Below are 22430 nucleotides of genomic sequence, written 5' to 3' on the forward strand. Positions count from 1 at the left end.
GTGTCGGGCCCTTCGCGTTGCCCACCCCCCAGAAACCCCCCGGACGAAAGCCGCCCAGAATGAGCCTGCACGGTCTGCTCGACGCCGTCGTCAAGGACGCCGCCCTCGCGGAAGCGATCACGGCGGCCCAGGACGGCAACCGCATGCACGTCGACCTGGTCGGCCCACCGGCGGCCCGTCCCTTCGCGATCGCCGCCCTCGCGCGGGAGGCCGGCCGGCCCGTGCTCGCGGTGACGGCGACGGGCCGCGAGGCGGAGGACCTGGCCGCGGCCCTGCGCTCCCTGCTCCCGTCGGAGGGGGTCGTGGAGTACCCGTCCTGGGAGACCCTCCCGCACGAGCGCCTCAGCCCCCGCAGCGACACCGTCGGCCGCCGCCTGGCGGTCCTGCGGCGCCTCGCCCACCCCCGCCCGGACGACCCCGAGACCGGGCCGGTCTCCGTGGTCGTCGCACCCGTGCGGTCTGTGCTCCAGCCGCAGGTCAAGGGCCTCGGCGACCTGGAACCGGTCGCCCTGCGCACCGGGCAGACCGCCGACCTGAACACCATCGTGGAGGCTCTCGCCGCCGCGGCGTATGCGCGCGTGGAGCTCGTAGAGAAGCGCGGCGAGTTCGCCGTACGAGGCGGCATCCTCGATGTCTTCCCGCCCACCGAGGAACACCCCCTGCGCGTCGAGTTCTGGGGCGACGACGTCGAGGAGATCCGCTACTTCAAGGTCGCCGACCAGCGCTCGCTGGAGGTCGCCGAACACGGCCTGTGGGCCCCGCCCTGCCGCGAACTGCTTCTCACGGACGACGTACGCTCACGCGCGCGTGCCCTCGCCGAGGAGCACCCCGAGCTCGGCGAACTGCTCGGCAGGATCGGCGAGGGGATCGCCGTGGAGGGCATGGAGTCCCTGGCTCCCGTCCTCGTCGACGACATGGAGCTCCTGATCGACGTCCTGCCCAAGGGCGCCATGGCCGTCGTGTGCGATCCGGAGCGGGTCCGCACGCGTGCGTCCGACCTCGTGGCCACCTCGCAGGAGTTCCTCCAGGCGTCCTGGGCGGCCACCGCGGGCGGCGGCGAGGCGCCCATCGACGTCGGCGCGGCCTCCCTGTGGGCCATCGCCGACGTCCGCGACCGCGCGCGCGAGCTGGACATGATGTGGTGGTCGGTGTCGCCGTTCGCGGCGGATCTCGAACTGGAGGCGGACACCCTCAAGCTCGGCATGCACGCGCCCGAGACCTACCGCGGCGACACCGCCAAGGCCCTCGCCGACACCAAGGGCTGGCTCGCCGACGGCTGGCGCGCGGTCTACGTGACCGAGGCGCACGGCCCCGCGGCCCGTACCGTCGAGGTGCTCGGCGGTGAGGGCATCGCGGCCCGCCTCGACGCGGAACTCGCGTCCTTGAGTCCGTCCGTCGTGCACGTGGCGTGCGGCTCGATCGAGTACGGCTTCGTCGACCCGGCGCTGAGACTCGCCGTGCTGACCGAGACCGACCTGACCGGCCAGAAGGCCGCCGGCAAGGACGGCGCGCGGATGCCCGCCCGGCGCCGCAAGACGATCGACCCGCTCACCCTGGAGACGGGCGACTACATCGTCCACGAACAGCACGGCGTCGGCCGCTACATCGAGATGGTCCAGCGGACCGTGCAGGGTGCCACGCGCGAGTACCTCGTCGTCGAGTACGCCCCCGCCAAGCGCGGCCAGCCCGGCGACCGGCTCTACATCCCCACCGACCAGCTGGAGCAGATCACCAAGTACGTCGGCGGCGAGGCCCCCACCCTGCACCGCCTCGGCGGCGCCGACTGGACCAAGACCAAGGCGCGGGCGAAGAAGGCCGTCAAGGAGATCGCCGCCGACCTGATCAGGCTGTACAGCGCGCGAATGGCGGCCCCGGGGCACACCTTCGGCCCGGACACCCCTTGGCAGCGCGAGCTGGAGGACGCCTTTCCGTACGCGGAGACGCCCGATCAGCTCACCACCATCGCCGAGGTCAAGGAGGACATGGAGAAGTCGATCCCCATGGACCGCCTGATCTGCGGCGACGTCGGCTACGGCAAGACCGAGATCGCGGTCAGGGCCGCCTTCAAGGCCGTACAGGACGGCAAGCAGGTCGCCGTCCTCGTACCGACGACCCTGCTGGTGCAGCAGCACTTCGGGACGTTCAGCGAGCGGTACTCCCAGTTCCCCGTGGTCGTGAAGGCGCTCAGCCGCTTCCAGACCGACACCGAGGCGAAGGCCGTCCTGGAGGGGCTGCGCGAGGGTTCGGTGGACGTCGTCATCGGCACCCACCGGCTGTTCTCCTCGGAGACCAAGTTCAAGGACCTCGGTCTGGTCGTCGTCGACGAGGAGCAGCGCTTCGGCGTCGAGCACAAGGAGCAGCTGAAGAAGCTCCGCGCCAACGTCGACGTGCTGACCATGTCCGCGACCCCCATCCCGCGCACCCTGGAGATGGCGGTCACCGGCATCCGTGAGATGTCGACGATCACCACGCCCCCGGAGGAGCGCCACCCGGTGCTCACCTTCGTCGGGCCGTACGAGGAGAGGCAGATCGGCGCGGCCATCCGCCGTGAACTGCTGCGCGAGGGCCAGGTCTTCTACATCCACAACCGGGTGGAGTCGATCGACCGGGCGGCTGCGCGGCTGCGCGAGATCGTCCCCGAGGCGCGCATCGCGACCGCCCACGGCCAGATGTCGGAACAGGCCCTCGAACAGGTCGTCGTCGACTTCTGGGAGAAGAAGTTCGACGTGCTCGTGTCGACCACGATCGTCGAGTCGGGCATCGACATCTCCAACGCGAACACACTGATCGTCGAGCGCGGCGACAACTTCGGCCTGTCCCAGCTGCACCAGCTGCGCGGCCGGGTGGGGCGTGGCCGCGAGCGGGGTTACGCCTACTTCCTGTACCCCCCGGAGAAGCCGCTGACGGAGACGGCGCACGAGCGCCTGGCGACGATCGCCCAGCACACGGAGATGGGCGCGGGCATGTACGTCGCGATGAAGGACCTGGAGATCCGCGGCGCGGGCAACCTCCTCGGCGGCGAACAGTCCGGACACATCGCGGGCGTCGGTTTCGACCTGTACGTCCGGATGGTCGGCGAGGCCGTCGCCGACTACCGGGCCTCTCTGGAGGGCGGTGTCGAGGAGGAGCCGCCGCTGGAGGTCAAGATCGAGCTCCCGGTCGACGCGCACGTCCCGCACGACTACGCGCCGGGCGAGCGGCTGCGCCTGCAGGCCTACCGCTCGATCGCCTCGGTGAACACCGAGGAGGACGTCAAGGCCGTACGGGAGGAACTCGTCGACCGCTACGGCAAGTTGCCCGAACCGGTGGAGAACCTGCTGCTGGTGGCGGGGCTTCGGATGCTCGCACGCGCGTGTGGCGTCGGCGAGATCGTCCTCCAGGGCACCAACATCCGCTTCGCGCCGGTGGAGTTGCGGGAATCGCAGGAGTTGCGGGTCAAGCGGCTCTACCCGGGCACCGTCATCAAGCCGTCCGTGCACCAGGTGCTGGTGCCTCGCCCGAAGACGGCGAAGGTGGGCGGAAAGCCGCTGGTCGGGCGGGAGTTGCTCGGCTGGGTGGGGGAGTTCCTCACGTCGATCCTGGGGTCGTGACGGCGGGGACCGTGACCGGGTGGTCGTGACGGCGGGGGACCGTGACCGGGTGGCCTCGATGGTGAGGGACAGTGACCGGGTGGCCTCGATGGTGAGGGACAGTGACCGGGTGGCCTCGACGGTGTGAGCCGCGGTCGGGCCACCGGGTGAGCTCAGGGTGTGCGGAACAGCGTGGTCGCGAGGGTGCGGAACAGCTCCTCGGGGTCACGGTCGCCGACCGGGCCGTCCAGGTTGTGGCTGAGGAGCAGCGTGGCGAAGCCGTGGGCGAGAGACCAGGCGGCGACTCCCGCGAGGCGGCTGTCGATGCCGAAGTCCTCTGCGTGCACGGCTGAGACCGAGGTGCGCAGGGCGTCGGTGGCCAGGGCGCGGGCCGTGGTGAGTTCGAGGTCGGCGGCGCGCAGCAGTTCGGGCGCGAACATCACCTGGAAGTGGGCGGGGTGTTCGCGGGCGAAGCGTACGTAGCGCCCGCCCGCGTCCTTGAGGTCCGAGGCGTCGTTGAGGACGGCCGCGAGCAGCGCGAAGCCTTCGGCGGCGATCGCCGTCAGGAGCCCGGTGCGGTCCCTGAAGTGGTGGGCCGGGGCCGCGTGCGAGACACCGGCGCGGCGGGCCAGATCACGCAGACTCAGCCCGGCGGGGCCGTCGGCGGTGATGACGTCGAGGGCCGCGGTGAGGATCGCGCGGCGGAGGTCGCCGTGGTGGTAGGGGCGGTCCTGCTTGTCGGGACGGTTCGGCCTGTCGGTTTCCGCGGATGCCATGGACAGAGCCTACGCCCGATCTAGGCATTGACAAGTTCGGGCTGCCGAGGCAATCTAGTCAGTGTCAAGTTCCGGGCTGGGTTCGAGGGACTTCGCTGACGACGGGGAGGCATGTCATGTCGAAGCACGACGGCAGGACCGAGATGGAGACCGGCGGGGTGGAGCACGCCGTGGAGCCGGCCCGCGTGCGCCAGCTCTGGCACCTGCTGGAACCTTTGCACGCGGTGCTCTACTACGCGCCAGAGGTCTTCGAGGAGGCGGCAGCGCTCGGTTACGACACGAAGGAGCGCTGGCCGAGCTACTTCCCCCTGCGTGCCGCGCTGTTGGGGCCGGTCTGCGCCGAGCGGGTGGCGTCCGCCTTCTACAGCTTCAGCCCCCGTATGGTCGCCCAGCACATCGACTCCGCCTGGGTGACCGCCGAGCCCGGCGCGATCCTGGCGGCCAGGCTGCGGGGGATCGACCGGGCCTACCGCGCGATATTCGGTGACCGCGTCGACAGCCCCGAGCTGGTCGAGGCCGCCGCCCTCGCCCGGCGCGCGGCCGAGGCGGTGAACACCGCGGGCCGTCCGCTCGCCGCGGCCAACGCCGCGTCGGAATGGCCCGAGCCCCCTCACCTCCAGCTGTGGCAGGCGGCGACGATCCTGCGCGAGCACCGCGGCGACGGCCACATAGCGGCCCTGCTCGTGGCCGGCCTCGACCCGGTCGAGTCGCTGGTCTCCTTCGCCGCGATCGGCGCCGCGTCCGTGGAACGCTTCGAGAGCCGAGGCTGGAGCGCGACGGAATGGGAGTCCGCGCGCGAGCGTCTGACGGCCCGTGGCCTGCTCGACGAGACCGGCGGGGCCACGGACGCCGGCCGAGACCTGCGCCACCGCGTGGAGCACCACACCGACCAACTCGCCGCCACCCCATGGCAGTTGCTGGGCACGGCCGACACGGCTCGACTCGCGGACCTGCTCGGCGACTTCTGGGTCGCGGTGCTGTCCTCCGGGCTGCTTCCGTCGGAGACGACTCTGGGTATCGGAAAGGTCTGACAGTGACAGACAGGACGGAGATGTCGTAGTCCCTGATGCCCCACATCGGGTCTGCCGCTCGTAGACCTCTCTCGGGCAAGTCGTCGCGGCGAAGTGCTCAGCAGGAACGGCCGGCCGGAGCTCAGGGTGCCGGCGTGACCTGCTGACCCACCGGAACGTCTGCGGCATGAGCTCGCATGGCCCCTTCCGGGACGTGAAGCCGCCCGCGGGAGACGAACCTCCGCGGACGGCCCTCGTCGTTCTTCGTCCCTACGGCTCTTCGGGCCTGTCGCGATCCATGCCGAGCGACCCCTCGACCTTCCGCTGTGCGTCGTCGACCTGGCTCTCGTACTTGTTGCCCGTCCTGTCGTTGGCCTTCCGTTCCGCCACGTCGGACATGTCCTTGGCCTTGTCCTGTGCTTGGCGGTTGCTCTTGAACCTGTCGAAGATGCCCATCCAGAGCTCCTTCCAGAGGTGACTCAGGAACGACGATACGGCCGATATGTCCGTGATGCCCATCCGGAACAGTTGTGGTCTGGACCTCCTGAATGCCGCGGTGCGCCCGCTCGCTACGGTGTGCGCGAGGCCGTACGAGGGAAGGCGCTCCCTGCGGGGGCCGGACCGGGTTGCAAGGGGAGGGGCGCACGTGATGCGTCTGAGGGGCGGGGCGACGGTCGCCGTCGTGCTGGTGTTCGCCGTGGCCGGGTGCAAGGCGGAGACGACCACAGGGACCGGTGGGCCGGAGGAAACCGGGGGCGCGGGCGGTTCGGGCGCGGCCCTCACCGCCGCCGAGTCGCTCACCGTGAAGGGGCGGGCGCCCAAAACGGGTTACGAGCGCGACAGGTTCGGCACCGCGTGGGCGGACACGGACTCGAACGACTGCGACACCCGCGACGACATACTCAAACGCGATCTCGAGGACGTGAAGTTCACCCGCGGGGACTGCAAGGTGTCCTACGGCGTGCTCGAGTCGGACCCGTACTCGGGCAAGGACGTGACCTACCGGCGTGGGCGCAGCCAGGTCGACATAGACCACGTGGTCGCGCTCTCCGACGCCTGGCAGAAGGGGGCCAAGTACTGGGACCCCGGCAAGCGGATAGCTCTCGCCAACGACCCCCTCAACCTCCTCGCCGTCGACGCGAGCACCAACCGTTCCAAGGGGGACGGTGACACGGCGACCTGGCTGCCGCCGAACAAGGGGTACCGGTGCACGTATGTGGCCGCCCAGGTCGCCGTGAAGAAGAAGTACGACCTGTGGGTCACGGCCGCCGAGAAGTCCGCGATGAAGAAGGTCCTCTCGGGCTGCCCCGGCCAGAAGCTCCCGACCGGCGGCAATCCGACGGCGGCACCGCCGCGGTTCCACGCGGACTGAGGGCTCGCACCGACCGTATGCCTCGGGGTTCGCGGGCCCTCCCCCCAGGGCTCGCGCCGAGCGGTCGTGGGCCGGGGCGGGCGGGAAATGCGCTTTCCGGTGGGCGGTCCCGCGCCTACGGTGATCGCATGGAGCTGAAGGTGTCGAGTCTCGCCGAGCGACCCGAGATGCGGGAGCGCGTGCTCGGCATGGCCAACAGCTGGCCGGAGTTCGTGACCGAGGACCCCGTGGGCAACGCCCACTACGGACGGATCTCCGGCGAACTCCCCGAGCACGTGCTGTTCGCCGAGGACGAGCGGGGCGAGATCGTCGCGCACGCCCACAGCGTCCCCTTCGCCCTGCACCCCGAGGACCGCGGCGAACTGCCCGCCCGGGGCTGGGACGAGGTGCTGGTGTGGGCGTTCGACGATCTGCGTCGTGGCGTACGGCCCGACACGGTCAGCGCGATCTCGGTCGTCGTCGACCCGCGCCTGCAGGGCCACGGCCTGTCCGCCCGGATGCTCGCGGCGATGCGTGACAACGCCCGCGCCCACGGCTTCAGCGAGGTCGTCGCGCCGGTCCGCCCCAGTGCCAAGCACCTGGAACCGCACACGCCGATCCAGGAGTACGCCCACCGGGTGCGCCCCGACGGTCTGCCGTACGACCCCTGGCTGCGCGTCCACGCCCGGGCCGGCGGCGTCGTCCACGCGGTGGCGCCGGCCTCCATGACGGTGTCCGGTTCGCTGGAGCAGTGGCGCCGTTGGACCGGACTGCCCTTCGACACCCAGGGCGACGTCGAGGTGCCCGGGGCGCTGGTGCCGGTGCGGTGCGAGCCGGAGCGCGGGTACGCGGTGTACGTCGAGCCCAACGTGTGGATGCGGCACGCCCTTTGAGCGTGCCGCATCCTGGGGCGCCGCGTCCCGGCGTGGCTCAGCCGCCGAGAGCGTCGAGGTCCACGATCTCGCCGGCCGGCTTCCGCGCCGGAACCGGTTCGTCGAAGTCGCTGAAGGTGACCGACCCCTGGTCCGCTCCGGCCGTGCTGTCGATCCGCAGCAGATACGGCTTGCCCTCGGTGGCGACATACAGCGTGTAGCGGTCCTTGCCGTCCTTCTCGTGCAGGGTGATCGCCGGCACCCCGTCGACGGTGGCCGTCCTGCCGCGGCTCGCGTCGGAGTTGCTGTCCTCGGCGCCGTCGAGTACCGCGCCCAGATCGCAGAAGCCCTCGAAGTCCTTCGCGTCCTGACCTGTCGCCTTCGTCTTGGTCCACTTGCCGGCCAGCATGGCCACGGCCGCGTCGGTGTCGGCCTTCGACTCTCCCTCGCTCTGCTCACGCAGGAGCGCCTCGTCGAACTTCATGTACACGATGTCGCCGGTCTTGATCAGGTCGGCCTTGCCCTTGCCGCCCATGCCGACGGTACCGGCGCACTCGCCCCTCTTGTTCAGCAGGACGTCGAGGCTGATGGTGCCGCCGCTCTCGTCATCGGGGATGGCGCCCTTCATCCGCAGCGAAGAGGCTCCGGTCGTCGCCTTTATGGTCCGGTCGGCTATCTCGCCGCCGGTCAGCCCGGCGAACGGTTCCTTCTTCGCGGCCGACTTGCCCGGCTCGGCGGATGCGCTGGACGCGCTCGTCCTGCTGTCCGCCTTGTCCTGGCCCGGCTGGCAGCCGGTGAGTCCTGCGGTGGCCGCGGCGGCGATGCAGAGCGCGGCAAGTGCGGTACGACGCATGGTGATTCCTTGGTGGGGATGCGGTGAGGTGATGAGGTGCGGGGGTGCGTGGGGCGCGCCCCCGGTGGTGAGTGAAAGCAGACGGAAGCGGACCGGCCGGCTCAGCCGGTCTTCTTCCAGTCCTTGCAGCCGTTCGTCTTGAAGTAGGCGTCCGAGACGCTGATCCTGACGACGGCCGTGCCGTTGACGTTGTCGTTCGCGAGGATCGACTCGATGCCGTGCTCGGCGTTCTTGGTGCGCTCCCAGTAGCAGGAGTCGTCGGTGTTGCCGGTGGACTTGTAGGTGCCCGGGGCGATGCCGGCGCCGACTGCGAACATTCCGCCGTCACCGGACATCCGGGTGGCGGGGGAGCCCTTCGCCTTCTCGTCGACGGCCTCCCAGTCGTTGCAGTCGCTCGACTTGAAGAGCTTGTCGGTGGCCTTGACGGTGACGTAACTGGTGCCGGTGACATTGTCGTTGGCCAGCAGCGAGTCCATCTCGCCCGAGGCGTCCTTGGCCCGCTCCCAGTAGCACATGCCGTCGTCGTTGCCGGTGGTGCGATACGTGCCGGGCTTGATGTCCGAACCGACCTGGAAGTCGCCGTCCCCCGCGAACGCGGCCTTCTTCTCGGCGACCTCGGCCTTGTCGGTGTCCTTGGTGTCCTTGGTGCTCGTCCTGCCCCTGGCCTCCCGCTCCGCGGATGCCGAAGACCCCTTGCCGGTGCCGCCGGAGGTGCCGCCGTCTCCGTTGTCCCCGGCGTTCGCCGAGACGACTCCGATGACCACGACCCCCACCACCGCGCCCAGCGCGACCTTGCCCTTCATGCCCATGGCTGTATCCCCCTCCGGACGCGACGACCACCGTTGCTCGGCGGTCTCCTCGTTCGCTGGGTCAATAAGAACAGAGCCTGTGAACCGAGTCAACACGATTCACAATGTCATTGGTGTACACGGTCGTGAAGGGGTAGATCTTGCGTACATCGGTATGCTCGGCGTCACACGCGTGGCGCAGGGCTGGTGCGGTACGACGAGGGGAGCGGGCGGGTGCAGGACAACGCGACTGAGGTGACCGCCGCGGGTATCGCACGGCTGGCCGGCGTGGGCCGCGCGGCCGTCAGCAACTGGCGCCGTCGGCACGCCGACTTCCCGAGGCCGGTCGGCGGCACCGAGACCAGTCCGTCCTTCGCGCTCGCCGAGGTCGAGTCCTGGCTGCGCAAGCAGGGAAAACTCGCTGAGGTCCCCTTGCGGGAACGCGTCTGGCAGCAGCTCTCCGGCCACCCCGAGGGCCCGGTCACGGCACTCACCCACGCGGGCTGCCTCCTGCTGCTGATCCACGACCGCCCGACGGTCTGGCTGGAGGTGGGCGCCGGCTCCGACGAGCGCCTCTCGGAGATGCTGCCGGGGGCGCTGCGGGAGGTGTTCACACCACGATTCGGACCCGAGTCGGCCAGGAACACTCCGCCCGCTGTGAACACTCCGCCCGCCGTGAACACCCCGAACGCCATGAACACCGCGGAGGTCGTGAATCCCGCACCCCCCGCCTCCGATGCTTACACCTCCTCTCGTGTTCACACCTCCCCTGGTGTTCACGCCGCCGCCGCTGTGCGCACCCACCCCGCCCTCCACCTCCCCACCAGCCCGGAACTCCTCCCCTCCGCCCCCCTCCTGCGAGGCGTCGCCGAGCTGGCCGCGGAGCTGGGCGCCCGGCAGACCTTCGAGTTCCTGCTCGGCCGGCACCTCGACGCCAACCCGCGCCAGTACACGCTCACCCCCGCCGACCTGGCCGCTCTCATGGCCGACCTCGCCGGCCCCGCCCGTACCGTCCTCGACCCGGCCTGCGGCACCGGCGCCCTTCTGCGAGCCGCCGCCACCCGCCCCGACCAGGAGCTCTACGCCCAGGACAGCGCCCCCGAACTCGCCGCGCTCACCACGCTCCGGCTTGCCCTGCAGACCTGGTCCACCGTGCGCGGTGCGGTCGGCGACAGCCTGCGCGCCGACGCCCACCCGCGGCTGCGCGCCGACGCCGTCCTGTGCCACCCGCCGTTCAACGAGCGCAACTGGGGCCACGACGAACTCGCCTACGACCCCCGCTGGGAGTACGGCTTCCCGGCCCGCACCGAGTCCGAGCTCGCCTGGGTCCAGCACGCGCTCGCCCGCCTCAAGGACGACGGCGCCGGCGTCCTGCTCATGCCGCCCGCCGCCGCCTCCCGCCGCTCCGGCCGCCGTATCCGCGCCGACCTGCTGCGCCGCGGTGCCCTGCGCGCCGTGATCGCCCTGCCGGTCGGGGCGGCACCGCCGTACAACATCCCGCTGCACCTGTGGGTGCTGCGCCGCCCGGAGAAGGCGCCCGCGCAGCCGGAGGTGCTCCTCGTCGACGTGGGACAGTTCGCCGGGGAGGGGCGCGGCGGGCCGGACTGGCGGGCCGTGCGCGAGGCCGTTCTCGACGCCTGGCAGGCCTTCGGGCGGCCCGGCCGCTTCGCCGAACGGCCCGGACTGGCCCGCGCGCTGCCCGTCATCGAACTCCTCGACGACGACGTGGACGTCTCTCCCGCCCGCCACCTGCCACCCCCCACGGCGGCCGGCGGCGCCGAACAGCTCACGGCCGTGCGCGAACACCTGGGCGAGACCCTGCGCCTGACCGCCGACCTCACCCCGCCGCGCGCCGACGCCGCACACCCCGCGCGGTGGCCGCTCACCACGATCGGCGAACTCGCGCGCGGAGGAGCCCTGATGCTGCGCACGGGCGGAAACGGCGGCCACGCACGCGTGCCCGTGCTCACCGACCACGACGTCCTCTTCGGGGCCGACCCTTCCGGGACGCTTCCCGAGAGCCAGGAGGAGGCCGTACTGACCGAACCGGGCGACGTCGTCGTACCGGTGCTGGGCGGGGGCTCGGTGGCGCGCGTGATCGACGCGACGACCGCGGGCGCCGCCCTGGGGCGCAACCTCGTGCTGCTGCGCCCCGATCCGGCGGCGCTCGACCCGTGGTTCCTGGCCGGCTTCCTGCGCGGCACCGCCAACAACCGTCAGGCCAGCAGCTATGCCTCCACCGCGACCCGCCTGGACGTGCGCAGGCTCCAGTTGCCCAGGCTCCCGCTCGACGAGCAACGGCGCTACGGCGAACGCTTCCGCGCGCTCGACGAGTTCGAGCGGGCGCTCAGGCACGCGGGCCGGCTCGGAGAGCAGCTCGTGCGCGGGATGTACGACGGGCTCACCGACGGAACGGTCGCGCCCGACTGATCAGGTCGACAACGGTTCGGTACAACCCGTGACCTGTTGTCGGTATCGGCCTATACGCTCGAACCCCACATCGAATCCCGGTTCAGGAGCGTTCATGTACGGCCACGGCGCGGCGCCGCCCGCCCGCGACTCGGGCACGGTCATCACCCTGCGCGTGGTGCTCGCCGCCGTCGGTTTCCTTTCGTGCGGCCTGCTCGCCTGCGCACCGCTGTTCCGGATCGCGTTCCTGCGCGGCCGGACGGTCGACTGGGTGCTGGCCTGGGCCGGCCTGCCGCTGTCCATCGCGTGCTTCGCGGTGGTCGGCTCGCTGCCGGAGAGCGACCCCCGGACCGATGTCGCCATGTCGCTGGTCCTGCTCTTCGGTCTCTTCAGCAGCGTGTACTTCGTGGTGATGGACATCCGGGTGCACCAGCAGAGGCGGTTCGCCGGCTTCCCGCCGCCCCAGGGCCCGACCGTCCACACCGGCTACGGCTACCCGCAGCCGACACCGCCGTACCCGCCCACGCACCAGCCGCAGCCGCCGGCTCCTGCGGTCCCCGCCCCTGGTGTCGTACCGCCCCCGCCCCCGCAGCGCCCCGCGCCCGCCCGCATCGACCAGGTGCGCGCCGAACTCGACGAGCTCAGCGACTACCTGCGCAAGCACGACGGCGGCAGCACCGAGAGCGGCAGGTGACCGTGGCGACAGGACGTGTCGTCGCCGGCCGCTATGAACTGTCCACGCTCATCGGGCAGGGCGGCATGGGCCAGGTGTGGACGGCGTACGACCAGCGGCTCGACCGGCGCGTGGCGGTGAAGCTGCTGCGCCCCGACAAGGTGGCCGGGCAGGAGGCCGACGAACTGCGCCGCCGGTTCGTGCGGGAGTGCCGGGTGACCGCGCAGGTCGACCACCCGGGGCTCGTCACCGTGCACGACGCGGGCAGCGAGGGCGAGGAGCTGTTCCTCGTCATGCAGTACGTCGACGGCGCGGACCTCTCCGACCATCTCGCCGAGCACGACCCGTACCCCTGGCAGTGGGCGGTCGCGGTCGCCGCGCAACTGTGCGCCGTACTGAGCGCCGTGCACGCCGTGCCGATCGTCCACCGCGACCTCAAGCCGCGCAACGTGATGGTGAAACAGGACGGCACGGTCACCGTCCTCGACCTCGGTGTCGCCTCCGTCATGGACACCGACACCACCCGCCTCACCCACACCGGTTCACCGATCGGCTCGCCCGCCTACATGGCGCCGGAGCAGGCCATGGGCGGCGCGGTCGGCCCGTACACCGACCTGTACGCACTCGGCGTACTGCTGCACGAACTCCTCAGCGGCGACGTCCCCTTCGCGGGTTCCACCGCACTCGGCGTCCTGCACCGGCACCTGTACGAGCCCCCGCTGCCCGTGCGCCGCACCCGACCCGAAGTCCCCGAGGCTCTCGAAGCGCTCGTCCTGCGGCTGCTCGCCAAGGACCCGCAGCACCGCCCGGCCTCCGCACAGGACGTGTACGAGGACCTGGCGCTGCTGCTGCCCGCGCGCGGGACGCCCACGGGAGCACCCCTCGACCCCACACGGCCCTTCCTCCGTCCGCACGCCCCCTGGCCGGACCGCGCGCGCACGCCGGCACCCCAGCCCGCCCCGGTCACGCCGGCCCCTGCGGCGACCGAGAAACCGGACGTCGCGCGCGCCGTCGACGAGGTCAAGCGGCTCCTCGGCGAGGGCCGCATCACCCAGGCCGTCGACATCCTCGGCGGCATCCTGCCGGCGGCCGCCGAACAGCACGGCGTGAACTCCCCGGTCGTACGCACCCTGCGCAAGCAGTACGCCGCCACCCTCATGGACGACGGCCAGTACCGCCGCGCACTGCCCGAACTGCGCCGCCTCGCCGACGAACGCTCCACCGAGGCGGGGCACGCCGACCCGCAGTCCCTGCGGTTCCGCTACGACGCCGCCCAGTGTCTGGAACAACTCGGCGAACCCGCCGCCGCACTGGCCGAATACCGCGCCCTGCTGCCGTACTACGAGAACCAGTACGTGGCCGGCGACCCCCAACTCGCCCACGACGTCCGCCGCCGCATCGGCCACCTCCTGCTCGCCCTCGGCGACCGCGCGGCCGCCCACGACACACTCGCGCGTCTGCTGCACGACGTGGAGCGCTTGCACGGACCGGCGCACCCGCTCGCGGTCGAGGTCCGCCGCACGCTCCAGTGGCTGGGCCAGGTGCGGGGTTAGAAGGCGCCGCCGCTTGGCTTACGCTTCGTTTCACCAAATCACCATGTACAACACAACCAACAGCACATCCAGGGGTGGGGTCGTCCATGTCCAGCCATCGGCAGTCGAAGAAGCGCAGATACGTCACGTGGGGCGTCGCCGGAGCCGCCGTGGTCGCAGGCGCGGGCCTCGCCGCCCAGAGCTCGATGGCCGCGACCACCTGGCCCGCGCAGAAGACGTACACCGGCCGCGCCTTCGACACCTGCGCCGCCCCCTCCCTCTCCGCGATGAAGGCATGGAAGGGCGGCCTCTACGGCGCCGCCGCCGTCTACGTCGGCGGCAAGAACCGCGGCTGCTCCCAGCCCAATCTCACCGCCTCCTGGGTCAAGTCGGTCAGCACGGTCGGCTGGAAGCTCATCCCGCTCTACGTCGGAGCCCAGCCGCCCTGCCAGAGCGGCTCCAACCCGGAGAAGCTCACCGCCTCCACCGCCGCCTCCCTGGGCGCGAAGGACGGAGCGGACGCGGTGGCCAAGACCTCCGCGCTCGGCATGAAGGTCGGCAGCCCGATCTACCTGGACATGGAGGCGTACGACATCACGAACAAGGCGTGCAACGACGCCGTGCTCACCTATGTGCGTGCCTTCGACAAGACGCTGCGCGCCAAGACGTATCGCGCGGGCTTCTACGGCTTCACCAGCTCCAGCGCCAAGGCGATCGCCAACGCGACCAACAAGACCGATCTGCCGGGCAACCTCTGGTACGCGCTGTGGGACAAGCAGAACACCACGACGACGGACTGGCCCTTCGGCAAGACCCAGTACACCGATCACAGCCGCGGCCACCAGTACATGGTCAACAGCAAGGAGACGCGGAACGGCTACACGATCACCGTGGACCGGGACGCCTGGGACGGCCCGGTGGCGATCACCGGCTGAGCGGTCACCACGCGCGCGTGGCGCGGCGGTGCCCGAAGTCCTGGTGAATCGTTGGTCGAATGGGTTGGCCAGAGCCGGTCCCCTGCCTACCATCGATCACCGCAAGACCTTGTGCACCGTCGCACAATCTCCTCGGGAGGCCTCCTTGCACCGCCGTCGTCGCACCGCGCTCGTCCTCTCCGCCGCGCTCGCCGCCGCGGCACCCCTGCTCACCGCGTGCGGAAGCGACGCGCATCCCGGCGCCGCGGCCGTCGTCGGCGGGCAGCGGATCACCGTCGCGCAGCTGGAGAACCGGGTGACCGAGGTGCGCGACGCGCAGCGGGCGGCCGTCACCGACGAGGCGCAGTACACGCAGGCCGTCGCCAAGACCGGCACCCTCACCCGGGACGTCCTGCACGGCATGGTCCTCGACCAGGTGCTGCACCGGGCGGCCGAGAACGCGGGCGTGTCCGTCAACCGCAGAGAGGTCCAGGAGCTGCGCTCCGGCCTGGAGGAGCAGGCGGGCGGCGCCAAGGGCCTGGAGACGGCGTGGCTCCAGCAGTACGGCATCGCCCCCGAACGCCTCGACGAGAACCTCCTCCTCCAGCTGGAGGCCCAGAAACTCGCCGGAAAGCTCGGCACCGACACCAACGACCCCGCCTTCTGGAACGCCCTGAGCAAGGCGTCCAAGCAGCTCGACGTCGACCTCAACCCGCGCTACGGCACCTGGGACGTCGCCAAGAGCACCCGCGTCGACGCGAACACCCCGTGGGTCCGGGAGGTCACGACGGCGGGGAGCGAACAGAGCGCGTAGCGGCACGGAGGCAGGCCACCGGCAGACGGATGATCCTACGATCACCCCGCCACCCCCCACCTGTGGACAAACTGATCGCCCCGTCGACGCCGTGCGTTAGCTTCGAACTGTGAACGCAACCGGCTTCGAGCCCGCCCCTGACCAGGACCCCGACACGGCGTCCGCCCCCGGCCGCATCGTCCTGCTCACCACCAGCCACCGGGTCGCCCCCGGCCTGCTGTCCTGGCCCGCCTGGCAGGCCCTGCGCACCGCCGACCGTGTTCTGTGCGCGGACGGAGCCCACCCCCAGCTGCCGTATCTGCGGGAGGCGGGGACAGCGGTCGACGAGACGTCCCCGACCGCCGAGGAGCTGGTCGGAGCGTGCGCGGGCGGACACACGGTTGTCGTCGTGGCCACGGGCGAGGGCGAGCCGGCCCTCACGGACGGTCTGGCACGCCTCGCCGGATCCGGACGCATACAGATGCCCGAGCTGGAGCTCCTCCCCGCCTCCTACGACCTGCCCGGTGCCCGCCTCCTCGACCTCGTCCAGGTCATGGACCGGATCCGCGCCGAGTGCCCGTGGTCCTCGCAGCAGACCCACGAGGGCCTCGCCAAGTACGGCATCGAGGAGGCGTACGAACTCGTCGAGGCCATCGAGGAGGGCGACCGCGACGAACTGCGCGAGGAGCTCGGGGACGTCCTGCTCCAGGTCGTCTTCCACTCCCGTATCGCCGAGGAGGACCCGGACGCCCCCTTCTCCGTCGACGACGTCGCCGGCGGCATCGTCGCCAAGCTCATCCACCGTCACCCGCACGTCTTCGGCGACGAGACGGCCGGCACCCCCGAGGAGGTCAAGGCACACTGGCTGCGCACCAAGGCGATAGAGAAGCAGCGCAGTTCGGTGACCGAAGGCATCCCCCTCGGCCAGCCCGGCCTCGCCCTCGCGGCGAAACTGGCGTCGCGGGTGCGGACGGCGGGACTGGAGGTACCCCTGCCCCGGGGCGAGGGCATCGGCTACGAACTGCTGGCGCTGGCCGCGCGCGCTGAGGCGGAGGGAGTGGACCCGGAGACGGCACTGCGGGCAGCGGCACGGGCGTACCGGGACGCGATCCGGGAGGTCGAGGCACCCCACCCGCCGGATAACGTCAAGGAGTGACCGACCAGCCCTCAGCCACCCCCGCCGGCCCTGACACCCCCGCGCCCCCCACCGTCCCCGCCGCCGCGACTCCCGCCCCCGAGTTGTTCTCCTGGGAGTTCGCCACCGACCCCTATCCCGCCTACGCCTGGCTCCGCGAGCACGCCCCCGTGCACAGGACCCGGCTGCCCAGCGGGGTGGAGGCCTGGCTGGTCACCCGGTACGCCGATGCCAAGCAGGCCCTCGCCGACCAGCGGCTCAGCAAGAACCCGGCGCACCACGACGAGCCCGCGCACGCCAGGGGCAAGACCGGTATCCCGGGGGAGCGCAAGGCGGAGCTGATGACGCATCTGCTGAACATCGACCCGCCGGACCACACCAGGCTCCGACGGCTCGTCAGCAAGGCGTTCACGCCCAGGAGGGTCGCCGAGTTCGTGCCGCGGGTGCAGGAGCTGACCGACCGTCTCATCGACGGGTTCGCAGCCACCGGCACCGCCGACCTCATCCACGACTTCGCCTTCCCGCTCCCCATCTACGCGATCTGTGACCTGCTCGGCGTCCCCCGCGAGGACCAGGACGACTTCCGGGACTGGGCGGGCATGATGATCCGTCATGGCGGCGGCCCGCGTGGCGGGGTCGCGCGGTCCGTGAAGAGGATGCGCGGCTATCTCGCCGAGCTCATCCACCGCAAACGGGAAGCGCTGCCCGACGAGCCGGCCCCGGGCGAGGACCTCATCTCCGGGCTGATCCGCGCCTCCGACCACGGCGAGCACCTCACCGAGAACGAGGCCGCGGCAATGGCCTTCATCCTTTTGTTCGCCGGCTTCGAGACCACCGTCAATCTCATCGGGAACGGCGTGTACGCCCTCCTCACCCACCCCGAGCAGCGGAACCGGCTGCAGCAGTCCCTGGCCGAAGGGGAAAGAGGCCTCCTGGAGACCGGTGTGGAGGAACTCCTGCGGTACGACGGCCCGGTCGAACTGGCCACCTGGCGGTTCGCCACCGAGCCCCTGCGAATCGGCGGTCAGGACATCGCGGCCGGCGACCCGGTGCTCGTCGTGCTCGCGGCGGCGGACCGGGATCCCGAGCGGTTCGCCGACCCCGATGTGCTCGATCTGTCCCGCCGTGACAATCAGCACCTCGGTTACGGCCACGGCATCCACTACTGCCTCGGTGCCCCGCTCGCCCGCCTGGAGGGGCAGACCGCGCTCGCCACCCTCCTCACCCGTCTACCGGACCTGCAACTCGGGGTGGATTCAACCGATTTGCGCTGGCGGGGAGGGCTCATCATGCGTGGACTGCGCACTTTGCCCGTGGAGTTCACGCCCGTCAGCTAATCGACCGAAGGGTCCGGCCTATCCCCGCACGGGGCCGCCTAAACATGACGCGCCCTCAAGTCTGTGATCTTCACGTGATCTACGCGGCATTAACTTGTGACTAGTGATCGAATACCTATACGTTCACGGACCAGCGCGGTGCCCTGCAACACCCGCCGCGCAGGTCCCTGCTCTCTCGGGAAAGGTCCCCTCATGCTCTCCGGGAACGGTCGTCACCGTCGCCCCCGTCAGGCTCCGGCTCTCCTCGTTGCGGCCGGTGTGACGGGATCCGCCATCGCGATCCCACTGCTCGGGGCGACCGGAGCGAGCGCCGCCACCGGCACCACCTGGGACCAGGTCGCGGAGTGCGAGAGCGGCAGCTCCTGGAGCGCGAACGACGGCAACGGCTACTACGGCGGCCTCCAGATGTCCCAGGAGAACTGGGAGAAGTACGGCGGCCTCGAGTACGCCAAGACCGCGGACCTGGCCAGCCGCAACCAGCAGATAGCCGTGGCCGAGAAGCTTCTCGCGGACCAGGGCATCGCCGCGTGGCCGACCTGCGGTCTGCTCAACGGTCTCAGCAAGGACTCGAGCTCGGCCGACGTCGACACGGGCGTGGGGAGTGCAACGCCCTCGGCGTCCGGCTCGTCTGAATCATCCGGTTCATCCGGATCGTCCGGTTCCTCCAACTCGTCGGGCTCCGAGGAGTCTTCCGGTCTGCTCGGCGCGCTGGACGGTTCGTCCGCGACTCCCTCGCCGTCGGCCACCCCCTCCGGTGGCGACGACGGCTCCAGCAAGTCGGCCAAAAAGAACTCCTCGGGTTCTGAGGGCACCGCCACGGAAGGAGCGCAGCCTTCCGACAGCTCGCCCGTGGTGAGCCCAGAAGAGGATGAAGCGGACAAGTCGTGGCAGGAGGGCAGTTCTTCGGCCCTCGTGGACGTCGGCGCCCTCGGCTTCGGCAAGCACCGGGGCGGCAGTGCCGAGGAGAACGCGACGAAGAGCGCGGCCTCCTCCGCGGCCGGCCGTCACGCCGCCACCTACACCGTCCAGGAGGGCGACTCCCTCGCCTCCATCGCCGACTCCCTTGGCCTCGACGGCGGATGGCGCGCCCTCTATGCCGAGAACAAGGACCGCATCGGGGTCGACCCGAGCAACATCGTCGCCGGTCAGACGCTCGACACAGGGGCTGAATAGGGCGTAAAAGTCCAGAAAAACAGCGGGAGTTCACGTCACACTTCGCACCGAATGTCCACTTTGGTGAAAGTGTGGGATGAGTCTCAGAAGCCCTGATCGTCTTTGAAATTCCGCCGGGCGCGTGTCTACGGTCGTGACCGCTCGGCAACCCGAGCCCCGTCTGTCGCAACGCCGAATCCTGCCAGCGGCCGTACGGGAACAGTCGTCGCGTCAAGCGCCGTAGGCAGGAGCGGGGGACCCAAGGTAAGCGCCGGGCCCAGCAGTTCACGCTGGACCGGCTTGGGGTGAAGTCGCGCACCGCAGGGTGTGCGACCGGGCAACTCAACCGGCCCGAACCCGACAGCTCACCTCGCAGGCGTCGGTGAGGGGATCCACCATGCTGTTTTCCGGCAAGGGCAAGCACCGTCGTCCGTCCAAGGCCACCCGCGCCGCCGCGCTCGCCGGTGTCACCGGTGTCGCCATCGCCGCCCCGCTGATGGCGGCCGGCAACGCCTCCGCCGCCACCGCCTCCGAGTGGGACACCGTCGCCCAGTGCGAGTCCGGCGGCAACTGGTCCATCAACACCGGCAACGGCTACTACGGCGGTCTGCAGTTCTCGGCCTCCACCTGGGCCGCGTACGGCGGCACGCAGTACGCCGCGCAGGCCAACCAGGCCAGCAAGTCCCAGCAGATCGCCGTCGCCGAGAAGGTCCTCGCCTCGCAGGGCAAGGGTGCCTGGCCGGTCTGCGGCACGGGTCTGTCCAGCGCCACCTACAGCGGCGGCAGCAGCTCGTCCTCGTCCAACAGCTCCTCGAACACGAGCAGCCGTTCGACCGAGGAGCAGAGCGCCTCCCGTTCGACCGACCGTCCGGCGGCCAAGAAGACCGTCACCACCCCGACCGGCAAGAAGGTCAAGAAGGGCGACGGCGAGTACAAGGTCGTCAAGGGTGACACCCTCAGCTCGATCGCCGAGAAGCACAAGGTCAAGGGCGGCTGGCAGAAGGTGTTCAAGCTGAACAAGGACATCATCACCGACGCCGACTTCATCTACCCGGGTCAGCAGCTGCACCTGAAGTAGGACCCAGCTGAACCACAGCGACCTCACAGCCGTGTCCTTCATGATGAAGGCCTCGTGAGGGTCCCCCCCCGTCCCCGCGGGCTCCCCGCTCCGGTGCGTGTTCCCCCGTACGCACCGGAGCGGGGTTTTTTCATGCGCCGCCACCGGGGCGTCTTTGTTCAGTTCAGAAACAATTTACTCTCGGTTCTGTCCACGGGGCGGTCCACACGGTGGCCGATCCCCCGGAGGCGGTTAGGCTCGGTCTCGCAGAACCCACCGCGGTCCCGGCGGACCGTGTCACACCCCAAGAAGGAGATGCTCGTGCCGTCCATCGACGTCGTCGTAGCCCGGGAAATCCTGGACTCCCGAGGCAACCCCACGGTCGAGGTCGAGGTCGGCCTCGACGACGGCAGCACGGGTCGTGCCGCCGTCCCGTCCGGCGCCTCCACGGGTGCCTTCGAGGCCATCGAGCTCCGCGACGGTGACCCGAACCGCTACCACGGCAAGGGTGTCGAGAAGGCCGTCCTGGCCGTCATCGAGCAGATCGGCCCGGAGCTGGTCGGCTACGACGCCACCGAGCAGCGCCTGATCGACCAGGCCATGTTCGACCTGGACGCCACCGACAACAAGGGCTCGCTCGGCGCCAACGCCATCCTCGGCGTCTCCCTCGCCGTCGCCCACGCCGCCTCCGAGGCCAGCGACCTGCCGCTGTTCCGCTACCTGGGCGGCCCGAACGCGCACCTGCTGCCGGTGCCGATGATGAACATCCTGAACGGCGGCTCGCACGCCGACTCCAACGTGGACATCCAGGAGTTCATGATCGCCCCGATCGGCGCGGAGTCCTTCTCCGAGGCGCTGCGCTGGGGCACCGAGGTCTACCACACCCTCAAGAAGGTCCTGAAGAGCAAGGGCCTGTCCACCGGTCTCGGTGACGAGGGCGGCTTCGCGCCGAACCTGGAGTCCAACCGCGCCGCCCTGGACCTCATCCTCGAGGCCATCAAGGAAGCCGGTTACATCCCCGGCGAGCAGGTCGCCCTGGCGCTCGACGTCGCCGCCTCCGAGTTCTACAAGGACGGCAAGTACCAGTTCGAGGGCAAGGAGCGCTCCGCCGCCGAGATGACGGAGTACTACGAGGAGCTCGTGGCGGCCTACCCGCTCGTCTCCATCGAGGACCCGCTGTTCGAGGACGACTGGGCCGGCTGGAAGGTCCTCACCGACAAGCTCGGTGACAAGGTCCAGATCGTCGGCGACGACCTGTTCGTCACCAACCCGGAGCGTCTGGCCCGCGGCATCGAGGACGGCGCCGCCAACGCCCTGCTCGTCAAGGTGAACCAGATCGGCTCGCTCACCGAGACGCTGGACGCCGTCGAGCTCGCCCAGCGCAGCGGCTTCAAGTGCATGATGTCGCACCGCTCCGGCGAGACCGAGGACGTCACCATCGCCGACCTCGCCGTCGCCACCAACTGCGGCCAGATCAAGACCGGTGCTCCGGCCCGCTCCGAGCGCGTCGCCAAGTACAACCAGCTCCTGCGCATCGAGGAGATCCTCGACGACGCGGCGGTGTACGCCGGCCGTAGCGCGTTCCCCCGCTTCAGGGGCTGACCCGTACAGGGCTAAGCCTTCGCCAGTCGTACGTACGTCCCCGTACCGGTCCCGTACCGTGTGCGGGGACGTACGTACGTAGAAGGGGAGGCGGAAAGCCGATGGCCGTGAAGGACCGGGACCGTTTCTCCACCGCGACCAGGATCAGACTGCTCGGCGAGCAGACCGCGGCCCGTGTCTACCGCTCCCAGACCAAGCGACAGGCCCGCCGCTCCCGGCTGACCGGCCGGGCCGCGCTGCTCGCGCTCGTGCTGTGCACGCTGGTGGTGGCGCTGGCGTACCCGATAAGGCAGTACGTCTCCCAGCGCGCCGAGATCGCCGATCTGCAGCGGGAGAAGGCGCGGGCCGCCGAGCGGGTGGAGAGGCTGCGCGATCTCAAGGCACGCTGGCAGGACGACACGTACGCCGAGCAGCAGATCCGGCAGCGGCTGCACTATGTGATGCCGGGCGAGACGGGCTTCGTCGTGGTCGACCCGGACGCGGCCAGGCAGTCGCGCACCGACCTCGGCGCCGCGGACCGCCCCTGGTACGCGAACGTCTGGGACGGGGTCGACAAGTCCGACGCCTCCGACCAGTGAACCGACCGATGGACCGATAGAAAGACAGG

The 22430-nt window shown here is 70.5% G+C and carries 19 protein-coding genes and 1 riboswitch; of the genes, 15 read left to right on the forward strand and 4 right to left on the reverse strand.

The genetic code is table 11. The features are described from left to right. Positions 1 to 59 precede the first annotated feature (59 nt). The gene (gene mfd / locus BFN33_RS33820; protein ID WP_069763993.1) at positions 60 to 3590 is read left to right on the forward strand and encodes a transcription-repair coupling factor; all 3531 of its coding nucleotides are present in this window, start codon (positions 60 to 62) and stop codon (positions 3588 to 3590) included. 152 nt (positions 3591 to 3742) lie between these two features. Here mfd and BFN33_RS33825 read toward each other — a convergent pair whose 3' ends face one another. Continuing rightward, positions 3743 to 4345, reverse strand: a complete 603-nt coding sequence (locus BFN33_RS33825; RefSeq protein WP_069763994.1) for a TetR/AcrR family transcriptional regulator — start codon at positions 4343 to 4345, stop codon at positions 3743 to 3745. 116 nt (positions 4346 to 4461) lie between these two features. On the opposite strand from BFN33_RS33825, the gene BFN33_RS33830 reads away from it, so the two are divergent. Continuing rightward, positions 4462 to 5376: a hypothetical protein gene (locus tag BFN33_RS33830; protein ID WP_079141137.1), complete on the forward strand. Its 915-nt coding sequence runs from the start codon at positions 4462 to 4464 to the stop codon at positions 5374 to 5376. A gap of 249 nt (positions 5377 to 5625) precedes the next feature. Here BFN33_RS33830 and BFN33_RS33835 read toward each other — a convergent pair whose 3' ends face one another. Then, on the reverse strand, positions 5626 to 5811 hold the full coding sequence (locus BFN33_RS33835) for an antitoxin (protein ID WP_069764102.1): 186 nt from the start codon (positions 5809 to 5811) through the stop codon (positions 5626 to 5628). 193 nt (positions 5812 to 6004) lie between these two features. Between BFN33_RS33835 and BFN33_RS33840 the strand changes: the two genes are divergently transcribed. Both BFN33_RS33840 and BFN33_RS33845 read left to right on the forward strand, forming a co-directional pair. Further along, the gene (locus BFN33_RS33840) at positions 6005 to 6727 is read left to right on the forward strand and encodes an HNH endonuclease family protein (RefSeq protein ID WP_176742528.1); all 723 of its coding nucleotides are present in this window, start codon (positions 6005 to 6007) and stop codon (positions 6725 to 6727) included. Positions 6728 to 6855: 128 nt separating this feature from the next. Beyond that, positions 6856 to 7599: a GNAT family N-acetyltransferase gene (locus tag BFN33_RS33845; protein WP_069763996.1), complete on the forward strand. Its 744-nt coding sequence runs from the start codon at positions 6856 to 6858 to the stop codon at positions 7597 to 7599. A 37-nt stretch (positions 7600 to 7636) separates the two neighbouring features. Here the strand turns inward: BFN33_RS33845 and BFN33_RS33850 are convergent, their stop codons facing one another. Continuing rightward, positions 7637 to 8431: a hypothetical protein gene (locus BFN33_RS33850; protein WP_069763997.1), complete on the reverse strand. Its 795-nt coding sequence runs from the start codon at positions 8429 to 8431 to the stop codon at positions 7637 to 7639. Between the two features lie 101 nt (positions 8432 to 8532). Continuing rightward, the gene (locus tag BFN33_RS33855; RefSeq protein WP_069763998.1) at positions 8533 to 9240 is read right to left on the reverse strand and encodes a hypothetical protein; all 708 of its coding nucleotides are present in this window, start codon (positions 9238 to 9240) and stop codon (positions 8533 to 8535) included. Between the two features lie 213 nt (positions 9241 to 9453). Here BFN33_RS33855 and BFN33_RS33860 point away from each other — a divergent pair, with 213 nt between their 5' ends. From BFN33_RS33860 to BFN33_RS33910, 11 genes are all read left to right on the forward strand, one after another. Then, positions 9454 to 11649 carry an N-6 DNA methylase gene (locus tag BFN33_RS33860; RefSeq protein ID WP_069763999.1) on the forward strand — a complete coding sequence of 732 codons (2196 nt, stop codon included), beginning with the start codon at positions 9454 to 9456 and terminating at the stop codon, positions 11647 to 11649. A 94-nt stretch (positions 11650 to 11743) separates the two neighbouring features. Further along, entirely contained in the window at positions 11744 to 12322 is a 579-nt protein-coding gene (locus BFN33_RS33865; protein ID WP_069764000.1) for a hypothetical protein, read from the forward strand. A gap of 38 nt (positions 12323 to 12360) precedes the next feature. After that, a complete protein-coding gene (locus tag BFN33_RS33870) occupies positions 12361 to 13854 on the forward strand; it encodes a serine/threonine-protein kinase (RefSeq protein WP_256122928.1) in 1494 nt (497 codons plus the stop codon). An 86-nt stretch (positions 13855 to 13940) separates the two neighbouring features. Beyond that, the gene (locus BFN33_RS33875; protein ID WP_069764002.1) at positions 13941 to 14768 is read left to right on the forward strand and encodes a glycoside hydrolase domain-containing protein; all 828 of its coding nucleotides are present in this window, start codon (positions 13941 to 13943) and stop codon (positions 14766 to 14768) included. Positions 14769 to 14913: 145 nt separating this feature from the next. Then, complete coding sequence (locus BFN33_RS33880) at positions 14914 to 15561, forward strand: SurA N-terminal domain-containing protein (RefSeq protein ID WP_069764003.1); 648 nt, start codon at positions 14914 to 14916, stop codon at positions 15559 to 15561. Between the two features lie 109 nt (positions 15562 to 15670). Then, positions 15671 to 16696: a nucleoside triphosphate pyrophosphohydrolase gene (locus BFN33_RS33885; protein ID WP_069764004.1), complete on the forward strand. Its 1026-nt coding sequence runs from the start codon at positions 15671 to 15673 to the stop codon at positions 16694 to 16696. Next, entirely contained in the window at positions 16693 to 18012 is a 1320-nt protein-coding gene (locus tag BFN33_RS33890; protein WP_370743338.1) for a cytochrome P450, read from the forward strand. The genes BFN33_RS33885 and BFN33_RS33890 overlap by 4 nt, the downstream gene beginning before the upstream one ends. Positions 18013 to 18204: 192 nt before the next feature. Further along, complete coding sequence (locus BFN33_RS33895; protein WP_069764005.1) at positions 18205 to 19185, forward strand: transglycosylase family protein; 981 nt, start codon at positions 18205 to 18207, stop codon at positions 19183 to 19185. Positions 19186 to 19390: 205 nt separating this feature from the next. Continuing rightward, positions 19391 to 19558, forward strand: a riboswitch (cyclic di-AMP (ydaO/yuaA leader). Positions 19559 to 19561: 3 nt separating this feature from the next. After that, entirely contained in the window at positions 19562 to 20242 is a 681-nt protein-coding gene (locus tag BFN33_RS33900; protein ID WP_062044027.1) for a transglycosylase family protein, read from the forward strand. A gap of 294 nt (positions 20243 to 20536) precedes the next feature. Beyond that, complete coding sequence (eno, locus tag BFN33_RS33905) at positions 20537 to 21823, forward strand: phosphopyruvate hydratase (RefSeq protein WP_069764006.1); 1287 nt, start codon at positions 20537 to 20539, stop codon at positions 21821 to 21823. A 101-nt stretch (positions 21824 to 21924) separates the two neighbouring features. Further along, positions 21925 to 22401 carry a septum formation initiator family protein gene (locus BFN33_RS33910; RefSeq protein WP_069764007.1) on the forward strand — a complete coding sequence of 159 codons (477 nt, stop codon included), beginning with the start codon at positions 21925 to 21927 and terminating at the stop codon, positions 22399 to 22401. The last annotated feature ends 29 nt before the right edge of the window (positions 22402 to 22430 follow it).

The organism is Streptomyces sp. LUP47B (genome assembly GCF_001746295.1).
Lineage (GTDB): Bacteria > Actinomycetota > Actinomycetes > Streptomycetales > Streptomycetaceae > Streptomyces.

Bases quoted from the DNA above. Each gene is read 5' to 3' on its own strand.
- BFN33_RS33900 (WP_062044027.1), top strand. From the start codon at position 19,562: ATGCTGTTTTCCGGCAAGGGCAAGCACCGTCGTCCGTCCAAGGCCACC.
- mfd (WP_069763993.1), top strand. From the start codon at position 60: ATGAGCCTGCACGGTCTGCTCGACGCCGTCGTCAAGGACGCCGCCCTC.
- BFN33_RS33830 (WP_079141137.1), top strand. From the start codon at position 4,462: ATGTCGAAGCACGACGGCAGGACCGAGATGGAGACCGGCGGGGTGGAG.
- BFN33_RS33840 (WP_176742528.1), top strand. From the start codon at position 6,005: ATGCGTCTGAGGGGCGGGGCGACGGTCGCCGTCGTGCTGGTGTTCGCC.
- BFN33_RS33895 (WP_069764005.1), top strand. From the start codon at position 18,205: ATGCTCTCCGGGAACGGTCGTCACCGTCGCCCCCGTCAGGCTCCGGCT.
- BFN33_RS33855 (WP_069763998.1), bottom strand. From the start codon at position 9,240: ATGGGCATGAAGGGCAAGGTCGCGCTGGGCGCGGTGGTGGGGGTCGTG.
- BFN33_RS33835 (WP_069764102.1), bottom strand. From the start codon at position 5,811: ATGGGCATCTTCGACAGGTTCAAGAGCAACCGCCAAGCACAGGACAAG.
- eno (WP_069764006.1), top strand. From the start codon at position 20,537: ATGCTCGTGCCGTCCATCGACGTCGTCGTAGCCCGGGAAATCCTGGAC.
- BFN33_RS33825 (WP_069763994.1), bottom strand. From the start codon at position 4,345: ATGGCATCCGCGGAAACCGACAGGCCGAACCGTCCCGACAAGCAGGAC.
- BFN33_RS33865 (WP_069764000.1), top strand. From the start codon at position 11,744: ATGTACGGCCACGGCGCGGCGCCGCCCGCCCGCGACTCGGGCACGGTC.
- BFN33_RS33910 (WP_069764007.1), top strand. From the start codon at position 21,925: ATGGCCGTGAAGGACCGGGACCGTTTCTCCACCGCGACCAGGATCAGA.
- BFN33_RS33850 (WP_069763997.1), bottom strand. From the start codon at position 8,431: ATGCGTCGTACCGCACTTGCCGCGCTCTGCATCGCCGCCGCGGCCACC.
- BFN33_RS33845 (WP_069763996.1), top strand. From the start codon at position 6,856: ATGGAGCTGAAGGTGTCGAGTCTCGCCGAGCGACCCGAGATGCGGGAG.
- BFN33_RS33875 (WP_069764002.1), top strand. From the start codon at position 13,941: ATGTCCAGCCATCGGCAGTCGAAGAAGCGCAGATACGTCACGTGGGGC.